This is a genomic window from Arthrobacter sp. QXT-31 (assembly GCF_001969265.1).
Classification (GTDB): domain Bacteria; phylum Actinomycetota; class Actinomycetes; order Actinomycetales; family Micrococcaceae; genus Arthrobacter.
Genome location: NZ_CP019304.1, coordinates 2,799,831 through 2,819,916, shown reverse-complemented (window position 1 = coordinate 2,819,916; position 20,086 = coordinate 2,799,831). Strand labels below are relative to the sequence as shown.

At 65.9% G+C, this 20,086-nt stretch carries 15 protein-coding genes and 4 pseudogenes; 14 read left to right on the top strand and 5 right to left on the bottom strand.

Going from position 1 to position 20,086, the window contains the following annotated elements; genetic code table 11:
• Position 1 precedes the first annotated feature (1 nt).
• Complete coding sequence (locus tag BWQ92_RS12660; RefSeq protein ID WP_076799960.1) at positions 2-274, top strand: MoaD/ThiS family protein; 273 nt, start codon at positions 2-4, stop codon at positions 272-274.
• 206 nt (positions 275-480) lie between these two features.
• Here the strand turns inward: BWQ92_RS12660 and BWQ92_RS12655 are convergent, their stop codons facing one another.
• Positions 481-792, bottom strand: a complete 312-nt coding sequence (locus BWQ92_RS12655; RefSeq protein ID WP_076799958.1) for a DUF6457 domain-containing protein — start codon at positions 790-792, stop codon at positions 481-483.
• A gap of 195 nt (positions 793-987) precedes the next feature.
• Entirely contained in the window at positions 988-2,073 is a 1,086-nt protein-coding gene (locus BWQ92_RS12650) for an inositol-3-phosphate synthase (protein WP_076799957.1), read from the bottom strand.
• Between the two features lie 606 nt (positions 2,074-2,679).
• Here BWQ92_RS12650 and BWQ92_RS12645 point away from each other — a divergent pair.
• A complete protein-coding gene (locus BWQ92_RS12645; RefSeq protein ID WP_076799955.1) occupies positions 2,680-4,137 on the top strand; it encodes an MFS transporter in 1,458 nt (485 codons plus the stop codon).
• A 91-nt stretch (positions 4,138-4,228) separates the two neighbouring features.
• Here BWQ92_RS12645 and BWQ92_RS12640 read toward each other — a convergent pair whose 3' ends face one another.
• The gene (locus BWQ92_RS12640; protein ID WP_083706298.1) at positions 4,229-4,909 is read right to left on the bottom strand and encodes a GntR family transcriptional regulator; all 681 of its coding nucleotides are present in this window, start codon (positions 4,907-4,909) and stop codon (positions 4,229-4,231) included.
• A gap of 120 nt (positions 4,910-5,029) precedes the next feature.
• Between BWQ92_RS12640 and purU the strand changes: the two genes are divergently transcribed.
• The 11 genes and pseudogenes from purU (at position 5,030) to BWQ92_RS12590 (ending at position 16,887) form a co-directional block, all read left to right on the top strand.
• Positions 5,030-5,944 (top strand): formyltetrahydrofolate deformylase, encoded by a 915-nt coding sequence (purU, locus tag BWQ92_RS12635; protein ID WP_076799952.1) that lies wholly within the window; start codon positions 5,030-5,032, stop codon positions 5,942-5,944.
• A gap of 74 nt (positions 5,945-6,018) precedes the next feature.
• Positions 6,019-8,511 carry a GcvT family protein gene (locus BWQ92_RS12630; RefSeq protein ID WP_076799951.1) on the top strand — a complete coding sequence of 831 codons (2,493 nt, stop codon included), beginning with the start codon at positions 6,019-6,021 and terminating at the stop codon, positions 8,509-8,511.
• Positions 8,512-8,619: 108 nt separating this feature from the next.
• The gene (locus BWQ92_RS12625; protein WP_076799949.1) at positions 8,620-9,246 is read left to right on the top strand and encodes a cyclodeaminase/cyclohydrolase family protein; all 627 of its coding nucleotides are present in this window, start codon (positions 8,620-8,622) and stop codon (positions 9,244-9,246) included.
• Positions 9,243-10,118, top strand: a complete 876-nt coding sequence (locus BWQ92_RS12620; RefSeq protein WP_076799948.1) for a bifunctional 5,10-methylenetetrahydrofolate dehydrogenase/5,10-methenyltetrahydrofolate cyclohydrolase — start codon at positions 9,243-9,245, stop codon at positions 10,116-10,118. The genes BWQ92_RS12625 and BWQ92_RS12620 overlap by 4 nt, the downstream gene beginning before the upstream one ends.
• Positions 10,115-10,363, top strand: coding sequence for a hypothetical protein (locus BWQ92_RS12615; RefSeq protein ID WP_076799946.1), 249 nt, complete (start codon positions 10,115-10,117; stop codon positions 10,361-10,363). The genes BWQ92_RS12620 and BWQ92_RS12615 overlap by 4 nt, the downstream gene beginning before the upstream one ends.
• A 487-nt stretch (positions 10,364-10,850) precedes the next feature.
• Complete coding sequence (locus BWQ92_RS12610) at positions 10,851-12,050, top strand: molybdopterin molybdotransferase MoeA (protein WP_442856726.1); 1,200 nt, start codon at positions 10,851-10,853, stop codon at positions 12,048-12,050.
• A gap of 3 nt (positions 12,051-12,053) precedes the next feature.
• A pseudogene (locus BWQ92_RS23565) lies at positions 12,054-12,209 on the top strand (formate dehydrogenase accessory sulfurtransferase FdhD); the annotation flags it as partial.
• Between the two features lie 135 nt (positions 12,210-12,344).
• A pseudogene (locus BWQ92_RS12605) lies at positions 12,345-13,552 on the top strand (IS481 family transposase).
• A 22-nt stretch (positions 13,553-13,574) separates the two neighbouring features.
• Positions 13,575-14,330: pseudogene (fdhD, locus tag BWQ92_RS12600) on the top strand (formate dehydrogenase accessory sulfurtransferase FdhD); the annotation flags it as partial.
• A 30-nt stretch (positions 14,331-14,360) separates the two neighbouring features.
• Positions 14,361-15,859, top strand: a pseudogene (locus BWQ92_RS12595) (catalase).
• Positions 15,860-16,080: 221 nt separating this feature from the next.
• Positions 16,081-16,887 carry an IclR family transcriptional regulator gene (locus tag BWQ92_RS12590; protein WP_076799943.1) on the top strand — a complete coding sequence of 269 codons (807 nt, stop codon included), beginning with the start codon at positions 16,081-16,083 and terminating at the stop codon, positions 16,885-16,887.
• Between the two features lie 72 nt (positions 16,888-16,959).
• Here the strand turns inward: BWQ92_RS12590 and BWQ92_RS12585 are convergent, their stop codons facing one another.
• Entirely contained in the window at positions 16,960-18,186 is a 1,227-nt protein-coding gene (locus tag BWQ92_RS12585; protein WP_076799941.1) for an aromatic ring-hydroxylating oxygenase subunit alpha, read from the bottom strand.
• A gap of 56 nt (positions 18,187-18,242) precedes the next feature.
• A complete protein-coding gene (locus tag BWQ92_RS12580) occupies positions 18,243-19,484 on the bottom strand; it encodes an NAD(P)/FAD-dependent oxidoreductase (RefSeq protein ID WP_076799940.1) in 1,242 nt (413 codons plus the stop codon).
• 249 nt (positions 19,485-19,733) lie between these two features.
• On the opposite strand from BWQ92_RS12580, the gene BWQ92_RS12575 reads away from it, so the two are divergent.
• The gene (locus tag BWQ92_RS12575; RefSeq protein ID WP_076799938.1) at positions 19,734-20,084 is read left to right on the top strand and encodes a bifunctional 3-phenylpropionate/cinnamic acid dioxygenase ferredoxin subunit; all 351 of its coding nucleotides are present in this window, start codon (positions 19,734-19,736) and stop codon (positions 20,082-20,084) included.
• Positions 20,085-20,086: the final 2 nt, after the last annotated feature.

Genomic DNA, 20,086 nt, shown 5'->3' with positions numbered 1-20,086 from the left:
CTTGGCAGTACTGGTACGTTACTTTGCCGCTGCGGCAGCCGCTGCCGGCACCACGGAGGAACATTACCGCCTCGCCCCCGGCTCAACACTGGACAACCTGCTGTCCGAAATCGTCGCGGCAAACCGGCCCCGGCCACCGGCCGGCACGCCGGAGCTGAACAGGCTCCTGACCAGGAGCAGCTTTCTCCGGAACGAAGTCGCCGTCCGCGACCGTTCGATAGCACTCGGCCCGGAAGACGTACTGGACGTCCTCCCGCCCTTCGCGGGCGGCTGACCCTCTCCCTACCGACGGGCGCGTCCCAACGCGTCTTAATTAGAAAGGCACCCACATGGCCCTAACAGCGTCCACAATGGCGGATGTAGAAATCGAACGTGGCGAAGACCGCGCACTGGATGACTGCGACTACCACGGGTGCTTTTTCTGTTCCGGCCCTGAGACCGACTGACTAATGCGACCCACTGACTGACGGGACCGACCGACTATTGCGACGCCGCCCCGCCGGTCCTGCCGTCCGTCCAGTTCCGGCACAGCTCGAATGCGATTTCTGCGGCCCGGGCTGTCGCGTTCCTGGAGGCCTCAGAACCGGCCTTCTCGGGTGCGGTTTCCTGCCCCGCCACGTATCCCACCATGAACGCTGTCACCGGTGCCGCAGCATGAATCACTGAATCGGCGGACTTCCTCGCCAGATCCAGCAACAGCTCCTGATCGACGTCGAGGGACGGGATCTGCAACGCCCTCGCCAGCTGCTCGTACCACGCACTCAGGATCTGCATTTCATCGTCGCCGGCCATGATCTCTCTCCTTGCTGGGTACCCGTTGAGGCTTCATCTCGAAGCTGGTGCCCCGACCTTACAAGGCGTGGCGGCGTAAGTCACCGGTAGATGCTCCCCCGCCCGGAGGTGAGAGGGCATCGTGTCAAAACCTGCAGGGAGTGATAGGGCGTCGGCCCGAAACCTGCAGGAAGTGATAGAGCGTCGGGTGGGGGTTTAGCGGTCGAGGTCGCCGCGGATGAAGGCCTCGACCTTTTCGCGGGCGAGGTCGTCGTTGAACTGCTCCGGCGGGGACTTCATGAAGTAGCTCGACGCCGAGACCAGCGGACCGCCGATGCCCCGGTCCAGGCCGATCTTCGCCGCACGGATCGCATCAATGATCACACCGGCCGAGTTCGGCGAGTCCCACACCTCCAGCTTGTACTCCAAAGACACCGGCGCGTCACCGAAGTTCCGGCCCTCCAGGCGCACAAACGCCCACTTCCGGTCATCAAGCCACTGCACATAATCGGACGGACCGATGTGCACATCCTTGGCCGACAGCTCGGCCTCGACGTTCGAGGTCACGGCCTGGGTCTTGGAAATCTTCTTTGACTCCAGCCGGTCACGCTCCAGCATGTTCTTGAAGTCCATGTTCCCGCCCACGTTCAGCTGGTACGTCCGGTCCAGCGTCACACCCCGGTCCTCGAACAGCTTCGCCATGACGCGGTGCGTGATGGTGGCACCGATCTGGCTCTTGATGTCATCGCCCACGATCGGGACACCGGCTGCGGTGAACTTGTCAGCCCACTCTTTGGTGCCGGCGATGAACACCGGCAAAGCGTTCACGAACGCCACCCCGGCATCGATCGCGCACTGCGCGTAGAACTCCGCAGCCTCCTGCGACCCCACCGGCAGGTAGCACACCATGACATCCACCTGCGCGTCCTTGAGCGCCTGGACCACGTCAACAGGCTCCTCGGTGGACTGCTCAATCGTCTCCAGGTAGTACCGGCCCAACCCGTCCAGGGTGTGGCCGCGCTGCACCGTCACACCGGTCGGCGGGACCTCGGCCAGCTTGATCGTGTTGTTCTCACTGGCCAGGATCGCATCCGCCAGATCATGGCCGACCTTCTTGCCGTCCACATCAAACGCGGCCACGAACTGCACATCACGGACGTGGTACCTGCCGAACTCCACATGCATCAGACCCGGAATCGTGGCCCGCGGGTCAGCATCCCGGTAGTAATGGACACCCTGAACCAGCGAAGCGGCACAGTTACCCACACCGACAATAGCTACACGAATCGGATTCGAAGACACGGAACTCCTTTGGGGGAAAAGCTGTTGCCGGGCCGGGACTGAGGGCACCGGCCGGCAGGGGCAGAAGCGATCTCGGACCACCCGAAGCACCGCCCCCTGCGGTGCCGATCTCATCCGAACATGCTGCCTTCCATCGTCCCCCGCGGTCCCGGACGCGCGCAATGTCACGATCGGGCGGTAGCGCCTACCCAAACGGGCAGGTGGTGCGAAATTCACCCTTCAGAAGGCCGCGCCGTCGAAAGTCATGTTCTTGACAATGACTGTGAGCTGACGCACTCTGTTGCATAAACCGAACCCTGTTGATTCATGCGGAACACGAGAGGATCACACGTGCTCACGCACCTCCTGACGAACAAGGTGCTTCTTGCCCACGCCCTGCCAGCCTACGAGTCCGCTCCCCCGGCGGCGTTAGCTGCAAGCAGGCGGGCCCATTCTTCGCACTGGATCCCTTGACCCGCCCCCGGCCGCAGTGCCGGTCCCATATAGAAAGTCATAGTCCCGGACGGCGGCTTCCCCAACCCTGGAGTCCGAGGACCAGCCGAACCTGTCCGCGGGGCCGCAGCTCGCTGCACGTCCGTCCCGTCAATACCCAGTAAGGAACCCCTTATGACAATCAAAGGTGATGTCACAACCGAGCCAAGCAGTAAGGATAGACAGGCCTCCCGCCGACTCACGGCGTCCGACGTAAACGTCGTGGACCAGCGGATGCTCAAGAAGGCCCTCGGCGGCACAGTGGTGGGCAACACCATGGAGTGGTACGACGTCGGCGTGTTCGGCTACCTGATCACCACCATGGGCCCGGTGTTCCTGCCGGAGGCAGACAGGACCGTCCAGACGCTGTTCCTGCTCGGCACGTTCGCGGCCACCTTCATCGCCCGCCCGATCGGCGGCGTCGTGTTTGGCTGGCTTGGCGACAAGGTGGGGCGGCAGAAAGTCCTCGCGGCCACACTGATGCTGATGGCGGCCAGCACCTTCGCCGTCGGCCTGCTGCCCGGCTACGCACAGATCGGCGTCTGGGCCGCCGCGCTGCTGGTGCTCCTGAAGCTCGTGCAGGGCTTCTCCACCGGCGGGGAATACGCCGGCGCCACCACGTTCCTGTGTGAATACGCGCCCGACAAGCGGCGCGGGTACTTTGCCAGCTTCCTGGACATGGGTTCCTACATCGGCTTCGCCCTGGGCGCTGCCACCGTCTCAGTCCTGCAGATCACCCTCGGCGAAGCCGCGATGGAGGAATGGGGCTGGCGGCTGCCGTTCCTGGTGGCCGGGCCGCTGGGCCTGGTGGCCATCTATTTCCGGAACAGGATCGAAGAGTCCCCCCAGTTCCAGGCAGCCCTGAACGCGCAGGAGTCGGCCGCCGTCGAAGCCGCCTCCGGCGATGCGGCTGTTGCCAAGGGCCCCGTGGGCATCATCGCTGCATACTGGCGCCCGATCGTGCTGGCGATGATCCTCGCCGGCGCCGCCAACACCGTCGGATATGCGCTGACGTCCTACATGCCGACCTACCTGACGGAATCCAAGGGCTACGACCCCGTGCACGGAACCCTGCTGACCATTCCGGTGCTGGTGGTCATGGCGCTGTGCATCCCGCTCACCGGCAAGCTTTCGGACCGCATCGGAAGGCGTCCCGTGCTGTGGATCGGCGCCGGAAGCACCGTCCTGTTCGCCGTCCCTGCCTTCACCCTGATCGGCATCGGCGAGACCTGGTCAACGCTGGCCGGCCTCGCCCTGGTCGCCTTTCCCGTGACGTTCTACGTGGCCAACCTCGCCTCGGCACTGCCCGCACTGTTCCCCACTTCCGTCCGCTACAGCAGCATGGGCATCGCCTACAACTTCTCGGTGGCCATTTTCGGCGGAACAACGCCGTTCCTCATCCAGGCCCTGATCGAGGCCACGGGCGACGACATGGCCCCCGCATACTACCTGATGGCGACGTCGGTCATTGGGGCGATTGCCATCTACTTCCTGCGTGAATCCGCCCGCCGGCCGCTGCCGGGCTCCATGCCGAGCGTGGACACGGTAGAGGAGGCGCACGAGCTCGTCGCTTCCCAGCAGGCGTGGCGCTAGGCCCACGCGAGCATAAAGCAGTGTCCCCGTCGTGAGAACGACGGGGACACTGCTTTATGGGCGGTATTCAGGTGCGGCCAGGGCTGGCTGGTCAGGCAGCAAACAGGGCGGTGCGCACGGCCTTTTCAAAGCCGTCCACGTGGGCGCGGGCCATCTCTGCCGCCCGGGCCTCGTCGCCGTCGATCACCGCTTCCAGCAGGTCAACGTGCTCGTGCACGTGCCCGGAAAGGTTCGGCAGGCGGTCGAGCACCATGCACCAGATGCGCGTTGCCAGGTTGTCATAGCGGATCAGGGCGTCTTCCAGGTGCGGGTTTGCCGCGGCGGCGTAGATTCCCTGGTGCACCCTGGCATCCAGGCGCAGGGTCTCCACGACGGATGCGCTGTCAACATCAAAGGCTTTCACTTCCTCCACGATGAGGCGGAGGCGGTCCCGCACGGCCGGGGTGGCCACACGCGCAGCCCGGGCAGCCGCCAGGGGCTCGAGCTGCGCACGGATTTCCGAGATAAAGGCGAGGTCGGTGACCTCCACGCGCGTTGCGAACGTGCCGCGCCGTGGATACGTCACCACGAGCCGGTCCACTTCAAGCCGTTTCAGCGCCTCCCGGACGGGGGTGCGCCCCACGCCGAGCTCCTTGGCGATCCCCTCGTCATAGAGCGGATCTCCGGGCCGGATCTCCAGGGTCAGCAGCCTGTCACGTATCCGTTCATAGGCCACATCGGCCAGCGACCTCGAGCCTCCGGCCTCCGCCGTCGCCAAAGCTTCAAACGCCACCGCTCCGCCTCTCCTATGGGCCAACATTCGACTATTGACCTCATCCGCACACCAGTATACGCTGGCCATCAGCCCTGATATATCAATAAGGTGATCAACCATATATCTAAAGGATTAGAGATGACCGTTGTGGATACAGCCACTAAAAGCAGCCCGGCGCCGCAGACGGAAGCCGCTGCAGAAACCAAGACCGGCAAGTTCGTGCTCACACTGTCGTGCGCACAGCGTGCCGGCATCGTCCAGGCCGTGACCACCTTCCTGTTCGAGCGCGGGTTCAACATCGAAGAGCACCAGCAGTTCGACGACGGCCTCCGCCAGACCCTGCACCTGCGCACGGCCTTCTCCGGCGCAACCGGGTACGAGCTGCAGAAGCTCGAAGACGAGTTCCGGCCCATCGCGGAACGCTTTGACATGAAGTTCAGCGTCCACGACGAGACCAAGCAGCGCGTTCTGGTCATGGTGTCCAAGTTCGGGCACTGCCTCAACGACCTGATTTTCCGCTGGCGCGGCGGCAGCCTCGGCGGCGAGCTGGCCCTGGTGGTTTCCAACCACGAGACGCACCGGGCCATGGCCGAGGCCGCAGGCCTTCCTTTCGTGCACATCCCCGTGACTCCGGAGACCAAGGCGGACGCCGAGCGGCGCCTGCTCGAACTCGTCGACGAGTACAACATCGACCTCGTCGTCCTGGCCCGGTACATGCAGGTGCTTTCCGATGACCTGTGCCGGTCCCTCGAGGGCAGGGCCATCAACATCCACCACTCGTTCCTGCCGGGGTTCAAGGGAGCACGCCCCTACCACCAGGCCTACGACCGCGGCGTCAAGCTGGTGGGCGCCACCGCCCACTACGTCACGGCAGACCTCGACGAGGGCCCGATCATCGAGCAGGAAGTCATCCGCGTGGACCACAGCTTCGGACCGGGCACGCTCTCCACGGTCGGGCAGGACGCGGAAGCCCTGGCACTTGCCCGCGCCGTCCGTTGGCACTGCGAGCACCGCGTGCTGATTGACCAGGCCAGCACCATCGTCTTCCGCTAAACCAGCGTCGTTCCGCCAAGCAGCCTCCCACAGGCCGCGGCAGCCCAGTACCTCTAATCTGCAGGAGAAAGCACATGGCATCCACGCCACGTATTGTCATCATCGGAGCCGGCATCGTCGGAACAAACCTCGCCGACGAACTGGTCGCGCGGGGCTGGAACAACATCACGGTCCTGGACCAGGGGCCACTGAACATGCCCGGCGGCTCCACCTCGCACGCTCCGGGCCTGGTCTTCCAGACCAACCCCTCCAAGACCATGGCATCCTTCGCCAAGTACACGGTGGAAAAGCTGCTGTCCCTGACCGAGGACGGCGTCAGCTGCTTCAACCAGGTGGGCGGCCTGGAAGTCGCCACCACGGAAACCCGCCTCGCTGACCTCAAGCGCAAGCTGGGCTACGCCGCCTCGTGGGGCATCGACGGACGGATCCTCTCCGCCACCGAATGCAAGGAGCTCTACCCGCTCCTGGATGACGAGAACATCCTGGGCGGCCTGCACGTTCCCAGCGACGGCCTGGCCAGCGCGGCGCGCGCCGTGCAGCTGCTGATCAAGCGCACCGAGGCGGCGGGCGTCAAGTACCGCGGCTCCACCACCGTGACGGGAATCGAGCAGTCCGGCGGCCGGGTCACCGGCGTCGAGACCGCCGAAGGCGTAGTGCCGGCCGACATCGTCATCTCCTGCGCCGGGTTCTGGGGTGCAAAGATCGGTGCCATGATCGGCATGTCCGTTCCGCTGCTCCCGCTGGCCCACCAGTACGTCAAGACCACCCCGGTGCCGGCCCAGAAGGGCAAGAACGAACTGCCCAACGGCGCCCAGCTGCCCATCCTGCGCCACCAGGACCAGGACCTCTACTATCGCGAACATGGCGAGCGCTACGGCATCGGCTCCTACGCCCACCGCCCCATGCCGGTCGATGTCGACACCCTGGGCACGTACGCCCCGGAGACGGTCAGCGAACACAACATGCCCTCCCGCCTGGACTTCACCCTGGAGGACTTCCTGCCGGCCTGGGAGGCCACGAAGCAGCTCCTCCCCGCACTGGCGGAAAGCGAAATCGAGGACGGCTTCAACGGCATCTTCTCCTTCACCCCCGACGGCGGGCCGCTCCTTGGCGAGTCCAAGGAGCTCGACGGCTTCTACGTCGCCGAGGCCGTGTGGGTGACGCACTCCGCCGGCGTGGCCAAGGCCATGGCGGAGCTGCTCACCACGGGCAAGTCCGAAACCGACCTGGGCGAGTGCGACATCACCCGCTTCGAGGACGTCCAGCTCACCCCCGAGTACGTCAGCGAAACCTCGCAGCAGAACTTCGTGGAAATCTACGACGTGCTGCACCCACTCCAGCCCAAGCTGTCCCCGCGCAACCTTCGCGTCAGCCCGTTCCACGCCCGGCACAGGGAGCTCGGCGCGTTCTTCCTGGAGTCCGGCGGCTGGGAGCGGCCGTACTGGTTCGAGTCCAACGCCGCCCTCCTCAAGGAGATGCCGGCCGAATGGCTGCCGCCGGCCCGTGACGCCTGGTCCGGAATGTTCAGCTCCCCGATCGCCGCCGCCGAAGCGTGGAAGACCCGCACGGCCGTGGCCATGTACGACATGACCCCGCTCAAGCGCCTCGAGGTTTCCGGCCCGGGCGCCCTCAAGCTCCTGCAGGAACTGACGACGGCGGACCTGGCCAAGAAGACGGGTGCGGTCACCTACACCCTGCTGCTCGACCACGCCGGCGGCGTCCGAAGCGACATCACGGTGGCCCGCCTGAGCGAGGACACCTTTCAGCTCGGCGCCAACGGCAACATCGACACCGCCTACTTCACGAGGGCGGCCCGGCACCAGACGCAGAGCGGCTCCGCCTCTGACTGGGTCCAGGTGCGCGACACCACGGGCGGCACGTGCTGCATCGGCCTCTGGGGTCCCTTGGCACGCGACCTGGTCGGCAAGGTCAGCAACGATGACTTCTCCAACGACGGCCTGAAGTACTTCCGGTCCAAGAACGTCGTCATCGGCGGGGTCCCCGTTACGGCCATGCGCCTGTCCTACGTCGGAGAGCTCGGCTGGGAGCTCTACACGAGCGCCGACAACGGACAGCGGCTGTGGGATGCGCTCTGGCAGGCGGGACAGCCCTTCGGAGTAATCGCCGCCGGACGGGCAGCGTTCAGCTCGCTGCGGCTCGAGAAGGGCTACCGCTCCTGGGGTACGGACATGACCACGGAGCACGACCCCTTCGAGGCAGGCCTTGGCTTCGCCGTGAAGATGGCCAAGGAGAGCTTCATCGGCAAGGGCGCGCTCGAAGGCCGGACCGAGGAGGGCTCGGCCCGCCGGCTGCGCTGCCTGACCATCGACGACGGCCGGTCCATCGTCCTCGGCAAGGAACCTGTCTTCTACAAGGAGCAGGCGGTTGGCTACGTGACCAGCGCCGCCTACGGATACACCGTGGCCAAGCCGATTGCCTACGCCTACCTGCCGGGCGCCGTCTCGGTGGGCGACTCCGTCGAGAACGAATACTTCGGACGTCGTATCGCGGCCACCGTTTCGGAAGAGCCGCTGTACGACCCGAAAATGACCCGGCTCCGCGGCTAACCAGCCCGCAGGGCCCACTGGGGGGCACGCAGCCCGGCTCATCCTCGCAACGGGAGCCGGGCTGCGTGCAGCCCCCTTTCCGTTTTAGCTTCTACCAGGAATGAACAAATGATCGGTTCAGAAACAATTAATGACTACCTGGCCCGGCTTGCCGCCCGGCAGCCCACCCCCGGCGGCGGCGCGGCCGCGGCGCTCCACGCGGCGCAGGGTGCGGCCCTGGTGGCGATGGTGGCAAGGTTCAGCACCGGCGGCAAATATGAGCAGCATGCCGAGACGACGTCCAGGATCATTGCCGCCGCCGACCAGCTCGTCGGGGAAACGCTCGGCCTTGCCGACGCCGACGAGGCCGCCTTCAAGGGCGTGATCGCCTCCTACAGGCTGCCCGCCGAAAGCGACTCCGAGCGTGCTGCGCGGGCAGCCGCCATCGACGCCGCGCTGGGCCAGGCTGCCCAGCCGCCGGCACAGCTGATCAGGCTGTCGGCCGCCGTCGTGGATCTCGCAGCAGAACTTCTGGATATTGCGAACCCCAATGTCATCAGCGACATTGCCGCGGCAGCCGACGCGGCCAGGGCAGCCGCGACCACGGCCCGGGTCAACATCGACATCAACGTCGTCGCCATCAAGGATGCCCAGGCGCGCGCCGCACTGGCTGAACAAACTGACGGACTCGAAGAAAAAGTTGTGCTGGCAGCTGACTCGCTCTCACGCCAGGTACGGGAAAGGATCCTCCGATGACGGCCTCACTGCTCTCCGGCAAGCCTCTCGCCAAACTGATCCAGCAGCAGGCCCAGACTGAAGCCAAAGCACTGGCCGAAGAGGGCTCCTGCCCAACCCTGGCCGTCGTGGTTGCGACGGAGGACAGCTCCACGCACTGGTACGTGCGCTCCATCGAGCGCGCTGCGGAAGCGGCCGGCATCAACTGCAGGATTATCGACGTCGGACATGACGCGACCGAGCAGGTGCTCATCACAGTTCTGAAGGACCTCAGCGCCGAGCCTTCCGTCAACGGCATCATCCTGCAGACTCCCCTGCCCCCGGGCGTCAGGACCCAGGAACTGGTCAAGTACATTTCCCCGGAAAAGGACATCGACGGCGCCAACCCGCAGAGCCTGGGGCTTCTCGCCGTCGGGGAACGTGCCTTCGCTCCGGCCACGGCGCGCGCCGTGGTGGAAATCCTGGACCACTTCGAAATTCCGGTGGCTGGCCGCAACGTGGTGGTGGTCGGGCGTTCCACAGTGGTTGGCAAGCCGCTGTCCCTGCTGCTGCTGCAGAAGGACGCCACCACAACCGTCTGCCACTCGAAGTCCGGCCCCCTCGGGAAGTACACCAAAGCTGCCGACGTGGTGGTTGTGGCTGCCGGCCGCACCGGGCTGCTCACCGGAACTGACGTTTCGGAACATTCAGTGGTCATCGACGTGGGAACGAACGTGCTTTCCGATGGCTCACTCGTCGGCGACGTCGACGAAGCCAGCGTCCGTACGGTCGCCGCCGCACTGACGCCGGTCCCCGGCGGTGTCGGCTCAGTCACCACGGCGCTGCTGCTCCTCCACACCGCCGAGGCGGCGCGCGACCAGCTCCGCGCCCGGACGCCGGTCCTCACGCCATGACCGCGGCAGTCATGGCACCCAGTACCTCGGCGCCGTCCACCGGTGCCGAGGTCGTGGCGGACTGGACCACGCTCACGCGAGGCGATTTCGTCACCGTTTTGGAGTCGTACGGGTACCACCACAGCGGCTGGATCGATGATCTGACCAAGGACGGCGGCATCCTGTGGCTGGTCCGCACCTACGGGGGCGGCCGCCGCATGTTCTGCCGGGAGAACGGCGACGTCGTCATGGTCGAGGCTCCCTAGGCACCAAACACCTCGCCAGAGAGCCAGCCCCAGAAGGCGGGAACCGGCACAAATTGAATCAGCGGAAAACCAGGGGCTTCTACCCCTTCCCTCTGATATATCTGTGAGATATATTTGGAATATCAGGGCGGCCGCCAAGGGCGCAGAGCCCGGGCCCGCGTCGAGGGCATAAATCAGTTTCGTTTCCCGTGAACGGTGTTTCGGAGGCCTGAAATACCTGGGGAGGTAAGCGCCGAAGCACCGCTTTCGGGAAACGAACAGCAGCGGCGGGCTTTCCCGTTGCGCAAACCTGGCCCGCGCCGCGCCGCCAGGCGGCCGCCCGTTTCAGCTAGCATTTTCACCAACGAGGGAACGACCAGTGACAGCTCCAGCCCTTCAAGCCATCGAGAGGCCGGACAGGGCCACCGGGCGGGCCACTCACACGGAGCAGATCGCTCACAGGAACCACACCACTCACCGAGAGCACACCTGGGCCGAGGCACGCAGTGTGGCTTTCGAGTGTGCCGGCCCCCTGGGCCCGGAACGTGTCCCGCTCGCCGAGGCGAGCGGAAGGACGCTGGCGGCCGACGTCGTCGCACTTCAGGAACTGCCCCACTACGCATCGTCCGCCATGGACGGCTGGACGGTCAGCGGTGAGGGCCCCTGGACACTGACGGAACCGGGACGGCCGCTCCGCAACGGGGAGGCCAGCCCGGTGGTCACAGGCGGCGTCATCCCTCCGGGCACCCAGTCGGTGCTCCGCGTCGAGAGCGGACGGCTCACCACCTCCCCAGCCGGCCGGGCCCTGCTGATGCTCGGCGACGGCGCATCCCCCGGCGAACCCCGCCCGGGCCAGCACATACGCAAATCAGGCGAGGAAGCGGCAGCCGGCGAGGTCCTGATCCCTGCCGGGACGGCCCTGAACCCTGCGCATATCGCCCTGGCCGCCGTCTCCGGCTTCGACCAGCTGGTGGTGCGCCGCAAGCCGCTGGTCAAAATGCTGGTCACCGGCTCAGAGGTGGTCACGGCCAGCATCCCGGAGCCGGGACAGGTCAGGGACGCCTTCGGACCGCAGCTCCGCACTGTCATCCAGATGCTCGGAGGTGTCCCTGGGCCGCTGGTCAGGATCGGGGACTCGTACGAGGAATGGCTCACGGCCCTGGGTGCGTCCGAAGCGCCGATGGGCCAGTGGCCTGACGTCGTCGTGACCACAGGCGGCACAGGACGCTCAGGCGCGGACCATTTCCGCAATGCCGTGGCAGCGCTCGGCGGCCGGCTCCTCATCGACGGCATCGCCATGCGGCCCGGCCATCCCGCGGCCCTGGGCAAACTGCCCAACGGCCGCTTCGTCGTCGGACTTCCCGGCAACCCGCTCGCCGCACTGATGGCCCTCTTCACCATTGGCGGTCCCCTGCTGGCCGCCCTCGGCCACCAGCCACTGCCCGGCGTCAGCCGGGTGCTGTGCGGCACAACCATTGACGCCCACCGGGCATCCACCCGGCTTCTGCCGTTCCGCTGGGTCAACGGCCTGGCGGTTCCCGCCGACTTCACGGGCCCCGGCATGATGCGCGGACTCGCCAGCGCCGACGGCGTCATGGCGGTTCCGTCCCGGGGCGCCCAGCTGGGGGAGCCGGTTCCGGCCTTTTCCCTCCCCTGGTGCCCGCCGCTGCAGCCCCGGCTGCCCGGCGATCTGGTCTGGGGGGACTAGGGAGTGGCACGCCTGACCCAGCGCCGCAAGGTGCACCGCTACCTGCTCGACGGCTCGGAAGCCGCCATGGAATTCCCTGTCCGGGTGCGCGAGGACGTGCTGGCGGCCGAGGAACCGCTGGAGATCCGCTTCGGAAACCTCTCCTTTGCCGTGACTGTGTGATCTCAGGACATAGGCGACACATGTCTCGGGACATGCACGACAGCTGATACGCGACACATGTCCTCGGAGATCGGCGACGGTCTTTGGCGTGTCCCGGGACATCGGCGACACCCCGGCCGTCGACGATGGGCCATGTCGAAGAACAAGGTCATCGTCCTGGCCGTACTTGAGGGCGGAATGTCCAAATCAGAGGCTGCCCGACGCTATGGCGTCGGCCGCCAATGGGTCCACGAACTCCTTGCCAGGTACGCGGCCGAGGGCGACGCGGGCCTGGCGCCCCGTTCCCGCAGACCCCGCACCAACCCACAGGCCACGGACCCGGACGTACGCGCCCGCATCCTCGCGCTGCGCGCCGAGCTGACCAAAAAAGGGCTCGACGCCGGCGCCGAGACCATCGCCGCGCACCTCGAACGCGAAGGCCGAACCCCGCCGGCCAGATCTACGATCCACCGCATCCTGCGCGCCGCAGGCACCGTGGCCCCGGAACCGCGCAAGCGGCCCCGTTCCTCACTGCGCCGCTTCACCGCCGCCCAACCCAATGAGATGTGGCAATCCGACTTCACCTACTGGACCCTGGCCGACCGCACCGAGGTGGAGATCCTGGACTTCATCGACGACCACTCCCGCTACCTGCTCCACCTCACCGCCCACCCCAAAGTCACCGGAACCGTCGTAACCGATGCCTTCCTGGACACCGCACAAGAGCACGGCCTGCCCGCCTCCACGCTCACCGACAACGGCCTGGTCTACACCACCCGCCTCGCCGGCGGGCGCGGCGGACGCAACGCCTTCGAAACCCTCATCGCGTCCCTGGGCATCACGCAGAAGAACGGCCGCCCCAGTCACCCCCAGACCCAGGGCAAGATCGAACGTTTCCACCAGACCCTCAAAAAATGGCTCAAAAACCAGCCCGAGGCCCACACCATCGCCGACCTGAACGAGCTCCTGGCCAAGTTCCGCCACGTCTACAACCACGAACGGCCACACCGGGCCCTCAAACGCCGCACACCTTCCGGGCCTACGCAGCGACCCCCAAGGCTGCACCGGCCATCGCCGCCCAAGGGGAACACTGGCGGATCCGCACCGACCGCGTCGATGCCGACGGAAAGGTCACCCTCCGCCACGCCGGACGCCTCCGGCACCTCGGCATCGGCCGCGCCCACAAGCACAAACGCATCATCCTGCTCGTCAGAGACACCGACGCCACCGCCGTCGAACACGGCACCGGCGAAATCCTCGCCGAGTTCACCATCAACCCCGCCCGCGGCTACCAGCCGAAAAAACAAAACACCCCCGGTCCGAAGACCGGGGGTGTCGTCGATGTCTCGGGACATCTGTAGTCAATGTCCCGAGACATCACACTCCTTTGCCGTGACCATGCGGACCCCCGGCGACGACTTTGACCTCGTGGCCGGGTTCCTCGTCTCCGAAGGCATCATCCGCAGCCAGGAGGACCTTGTGTCGCTCCGCTTCTGCGCCGGCGAGGACGAAACCGGCCGGCAGACCTTCAACGTGGTGGAAGCGCAGTTCCGTCCCGGCCTTATCCTTCCGGACACCGGGCGGCACGTTTACACCTCCAGCTCCTGCGGGATCTGTGGCAGCACGTCCATCGAGGCCGTCCGCAAGACCCTCAACCATGACGTGCACCAGGACCGGCTGCGCGTGCCGGTCGACGTGCTTGCGCGCCTGCCAGAACAGCTGCGCGAAGCCCAGGCGCTGTTCGACAAGACCGGCGGCGTCCACGCGGCAGGGCTGTTCAGGATCGACGACGGCGGTTCAGCTGAGCTGCTGTGCCTCCGTGAGGATGTGGGCCGGCACAACGCCGTGGACAAGGTGATCGGATGGGCGCTGCGCGAAGGGCTCCTCCCGTTGCGCGGCACGGTCCTGCAGGTCTCGGGCCGGGCGTCGTTCGAGCTCGTCCAGAAGGCCGCCCTCGCCGGCATCCCGGTCCTGGCAGCGGTCAGTGCGCCCTCGAGCCTGGCAGCCGACCTCGCCGCCGATACCGGCGTAACCCTCGTGGGCTTCAGTCGGGGCAAGAGCCTGAACGCGTATGTGGGCCAGGAACGCCTGGCACCTGCGCTGACGGGTCCGCACCCGGCCCAAAACCTGCAAACGTAGATGGCAAGTAATCAAGTAATTAGGAGAAAGATGACTTTGAACATCTCTGCGCCTGCTGTGTCGACCACGCAGTCGGGTGCGCCTGTCAGTTCGGATTCGCATTCGAAGTCTGTCGGTGCTGACGGCGCGATCATCCTCACGGACCACTACCTGGTGGAAAAGCTCGCGCAGTTCAACCGTGAGCGGGTCCCGGAGCGCGTGGTGCACGCCAAGGGCGGCGGCGCGTTCGGCACGTTCAGGACCACCGAGGACATCTCCAAGTACACCAAGGCCGCGTTCCTGCAGCCCGGTGTCGAGACCGAGATGCTGATCCGTTTCTCCTCCGTCGCCGGCGAGAACGGCTCCCCCGACACCTGGCGGGACCCGCGCGGTTTCGCGGTGAAGTTCTACACCACCGAGGGCAACTACGACCTCGTGGGCAACAACACCCCGGTGTTCTTCATCCGCGACGGGATCAAGTTCCCGGACTTCATCCACTCCCAGAAGCGCCTGCCCGGCACGCACCTGCGCGACGCGGACATGCAGTGGGACTTCTGGACCCTGTCCCCCGAATCCGCCCACCAGGTCACCTGGCTGATGGGTGACCGCGGCCTGCCCGCGTCCTGGCGCGAAATGCAGGGCTACGGCTCGCACACCTACCAGTGGATCAACGCCGAAGGCGAACGGTTCTGGGTCAAGTACCACTTCCACTCCAACCAGGGCGTGAAGAACATCACCGGCGAGGAAGCCGAGGCGCTGGCCGGCTCGGACGCGGACTTCTACATCCGCGACCTGCACGAAAACATCGAAGCCGGGAACCTCCCTCCTGGGACCTGCACGTGCAGGTCATGCCCTACGAGGACGCCAAGACCTACCGGTTCAACCCGTTCGACCTGACCAAGGTCTGGCCGCACGCGGACTACCCGCTGATCAAGGTCGGCACCATGGAACTGAACCGGAACCCGGAAAACTACTTCGCGCAGATCGAACAGGCCACCTTCGCCCCGTCGAACTTCGTGCCCGGCATCGCCGCGTCCCCGGACAAGATGCTCCAGGCCCGGATCTTCTCCTACGCCGACGCCCACCGCTACCGGGTGGGCACCAACCACGCCCAGATCCCGGTGAACCAGCCCAAGAGCCCGGTCAACAACTACAGCCAGGACGGCGCCGGACGCTACCTGTTCAACGCCCCCACCGTGCCGGTCTACGCCCCGAACACCCTCGGCGGCCCGGCCGCCGTGGAACCGCAGTCCCCGGCCGGCGGCTGGGAAAACGACGGCGAACTCACCCACGCCGCGCACTCCCTGCACGCCCAGGACAGCGACTTCGGCCAGGCCGGCACCCTCTACCGCGAGGTCTACAACGACGCCGAAAAGGCCCGCTTCCTGGACACCATCACCGGCGCCGTGGGCGGCGTGAAGAGCCCCGGCATCAAGGAACGCGCCATCCAGTACTGGACCAACGTCGACGCCGAACTCGGCGCCAAACTCCGCGCCAACCTCGGCGCAGCACCCCTCTCCGACGCCGAAGCCGCCAACAAAATCGGCTAACCACCACGGCTAAACACCACGGAACCCCGCCACGGCACAGTGACCCGCTCACCACCGCGGCGGGGTTCCCTGCGTTAAGAGCCGGTGGAGCCGGGCCATCAGCGTCTTGTGGGGAAAATGACGCCGGCGATCCGTCTCAGTCTAGGATCGGAAGTGTGAACCAGGCGGAAAGGCGGAGCGCCTGACCGCTGGTTACGGCGACGAACCGGGAGCACCTTCTGATGGCTGCAAGAGACGAACAGTGGACCGAACGGGGTCCGGACGCCCAGGGCGGAGGCGTCCAGTCCGTCGACCGCGCCCTCCAGATCCTGGAAATCCTGGCCCGGGACGGGCATGCAGGCGTCAGTGAAATCGCCGAAGAGATGGGGGTCCACAAGTCCACCGTCTCGCGGCTGATCGGCTCGCTGGTGTCCCGGGAGATCGTGCGGCAGAACAGCGACCGCGGCAAGTACCAGCTGGGCTTTGGCATCCTGCGCCTGGCCAGCTCCATTCCCGGCAGGCTGAGCCTGGTCCACGAGGCACGCCCCGTTCTGGAGAGCCTCGCGGACCAGTACAAGGAGACCGTCAACCTCGCCGTGCTGCGCTCCAACTACGCGGTAAACGTGGACCAGGCCATGGGCCCGTCGACGCTGGCGACCTCCGACTGGGTGGGCAGCCTCACGCCCCTCCACGCCACCTCCAGCGGCAAGGTAATGCTGGCGGCCTTGCCGGTCGAAGAACGCTCACGCATCCTCCAGAAGACGGGCCTGCCTGCACGTACCCCGCGGACCATCACGGACCGGGACACCCTGGAAAAACAGCTCCTCGACGTGTCGCGCGACGGCTATGCCATTGTCCACGAGGAGTTCGAGATAGGCCTGACCGCCGTTGCCGTGCCCATCTACAACCACTTCGGGACAGTTATCGGGTCCGTCAGCATCTCCGGCCCTGCCTTCCGCTTCGACCCGGAAAACACTCCGGGACTGATCCAGGGCCTGAAGGATGCCGGCCTGGTCATCAGCGGAAAGATGGGCTACACGCACCGGTAGAACCCGCCGGCTTAAACGACTGAGCCTGCCGAAACTTGTGGTTTCGGCAGGCTCAGTCAGTGGGCTAGAGCTTTAGGAGGCCGGGGTTGCGGTCTCTTTCTGCTGCATGGTTTCTGCACGCTCTTCCAGCGGCGGGGTGTCCGGGGTGAGGCCCAGCAGGGCTTCTCCGGACAGCGGGACGTCGCCGACCTTTTCCTGGACCCAGTCGTGGAAAGCGCCGATGTGGTGTTCGCTGGGGACGAGCACGCCGCCCTTGGCGTAGGACTTGGAGGCCATGCCCGGCTGGCAACGCTCGCAGGCGTCGAAGTCTTGCATGTTCACGCGGTGGAACAGCTCAACGGAGGCGCTGACGTCCTTGCCGGACTCCACCACGGAGGGCAGGTACAGCCAGTCGCATTCGACGATGGTGTGGTCTGCGGACATCGGGAACATGCGGTGGATGATGACGTGGTCCGGAACCAGGTTCACGAACACGGTCGGCTTGATCGTGATCGCGTAGTAGCGGCGGTCCTGGTCCTCGGCCACGCCCGGGATGACGTCCAGGCCCTCGGAGCCGTCCACGGTGAAGCCCTTGATGTCCTCACCGAACTCGGCGCCGTGGCCCACGAAGTACTGCGCGGCCAGGCCGTCGGCGAACTCGGGCAGGACCTCGGTCAGCTCCGGGTGGATGGTGGCGCAGTGGTAGCACTCCATGAAGTTCTCGATGATGAGCTTCCAGTTGGCCTTCACGTCGTAGCGGATGCGGCGGCCCACGGACAGGTTGGCCACATCGTAGCCGTCGATGGCGTGGACGTTGCCGAGGCGCTCCTCGATTGCGCCCATGACTTCCTCTTCGAAGGACGGCGGCTCCTCGGCCAGGCAGACCCACACGTAGCCCAGGTATTCGCGGATGTGGACCTTGGACAGGCCGTACTCGTCGCGGTCGATGTCCGGCATCTTGGTCAGGTTCGGGGCCGCGATGAGCTTGCCCTCGAAGTCATAGGTCCAGGCGTGGTACGGGCACTGGAAGTTGCGGGCAGCTTCGCCCTTTTCCTCCATGCACAGCTTCACGCCGCGGTGCCGGCAGACGTTGTAGAAGGCGCGGATCTCGCCCTTGCGGGTGCGCGAGATCAGCACGCTTTCGCGGCCAATCTGCACCGTCTGCCATGCCCCGGGCTTCCCCAGGTCCGAGGACCGGATCGCGCAGAACCACATCTGCTCGAAAATACGCTCCTGCTCGGCCCGGAAGATCGCCGGATCCGTGTACAGGTGGCCGCCCAGCGTGGGGATCAGGCTCGGGGTGGATACCTCAACAGACAATTTGTTCTCCTAACAAAACAGCACAAACAACACGAATTACAAAGAAAGGGTTGGGGCTAAAGCCCCGCGGCGGCACCGGCAAGGGCGGGTTCGCCCGCCGGCGCCAAAGCTGAGGGCACGACGGCGGCTGCCGGCCTGGGTGCCGACGGCGCGAGGCTCCTGCGCCACTTGGTGAACAGCCGCGGCTGGTTCATGCCCAGAACGGCGACGGGAACGTCTTCGCGGTAGTAGATGGCCAGCAGGCTGTGCTCGGCAGCATCGCCCGCCTCGACCTCGAGGCGGTCGTAGCCGGCGGAGTGGCCGGCGAACTGGATCTTCACGCCGTGCTGGTCCGACCAGAAGTACGGCGGCTTCAGCGGCTGAGCCGGGGCGTCGTCGTCGAACAGGGCCTGCACCGCAAGTGCGGCCCGCTCCAGGGCGCCGGTCCAGTGCTCCACCCGGCGGTGCCTGTCAACAGCGGCGTCGAACCAGGCGGCGCAGTCACCGACCGCTACGATGCCCGGAACATTGGTGCGTCCCATCGCATCGCACAGCACCCCGCCGTCGACCTCCACGCCGGAACCGGCGAGCCATTCAACATTCGGCTCCGCGCCAATGCCCACCACCACAACGTCGGCGGCGATGTAGGTGCCGTCGGCCAGCCGGAGGCCGGTCACGTTCCCTTCACCCGAGTAGAAGTCTTCAATGACTGCCGACGAGATGAGCCGGACACCCTTGGTGGTGTGCAGTCCGCCCACCACAGAGCCCATTTCCATGCCCAGCTGGGCGGCGAACGGCACGGGCTTGGTGTCGACCAGGGTGACGTCCATCCCGCGGGAAGCTGCGGAAGAGGCAACCTCGGCGCCAACGAAGCCGGCACCGATGACGGCCATCTTGCTGCCCGGCACCAGTTCAGGCGCCAGGCTCTGCGCATCGGCGAGGGTGCGCAATGAGAAGACGTTGCTCAGGCCGGCCAGGGCCGGCAGCTGACGGGCGCGTGCGCCGGTGGCGATGACGATGCCGTCGGCCTGGACCACCTTGCCGTTGGACAGGCCAATGATCTTCGACGACGCGTCCAGGGACACGGCTCCTACGCCCAGCAGCCACTCGGCATCGAGGTCGTCGGTTTCGGTCTCCAGGGACAGGTCCTCCGCCGTGATGGACCCGAGCAGGAAGTCCTTGGAGAGCGGCGGCCTGTCGTACGGACGGTGCTCTTCATCGCCGATGATGACGAGCCGTCCGGTAAAGCCTTGGGCGCGGGCTGCCCGCGCGGCGGAAAGACCGGCCAGGGAGGCTCCCACGATCGCAAGCGTCTGCATATGTACACCCCTCTTTCTATTGCTTTTAGCGCAACAACAATCGCTATATGCAACAGAGTGATCCATGCCACCGTCACTGTCAAGGGGCAAATGACTCATAAAAGAACGGGCGCGTAATCGGGCCCCCTGCCCTTGACAAAAGGCTGTGACGGAAAGCACTCTGTTGCATATTACGACGGCTGTTGAACTATACGGAACAACCCGTCAGCACCACATATATACGTTCCACACGAGAAAAGAGGCCCCCCAATGCACAAGGCATGCCCGCTCAGCGAACTGGCACCAGGGGAAGCCCTGCGCCTGAACACCGCGCCGCCCATCGCCGTCTTCCACACCGAGGAGGGCGAGCTTTTCGCGATTGACGACACCTGCACCCACCAGGACGCGTCGCTGACCGACGGCTGGGTGGAAGGCTGCGAGGTCGAGTGCCCGCTGCACGCCTCCAAGTTCAATCTCCGGACCGGACAGGTTGACGCACCGCCGGCCAAACTCCCCGTCCGCGTGCACGAAGTCCAGGTTGTTGACGGCGACATCATGGTCATCGAGTCCGAGGACGAGCCCAACCTTCCCCCGGGCCTGACGGTTAACGGCCACATCTAAGC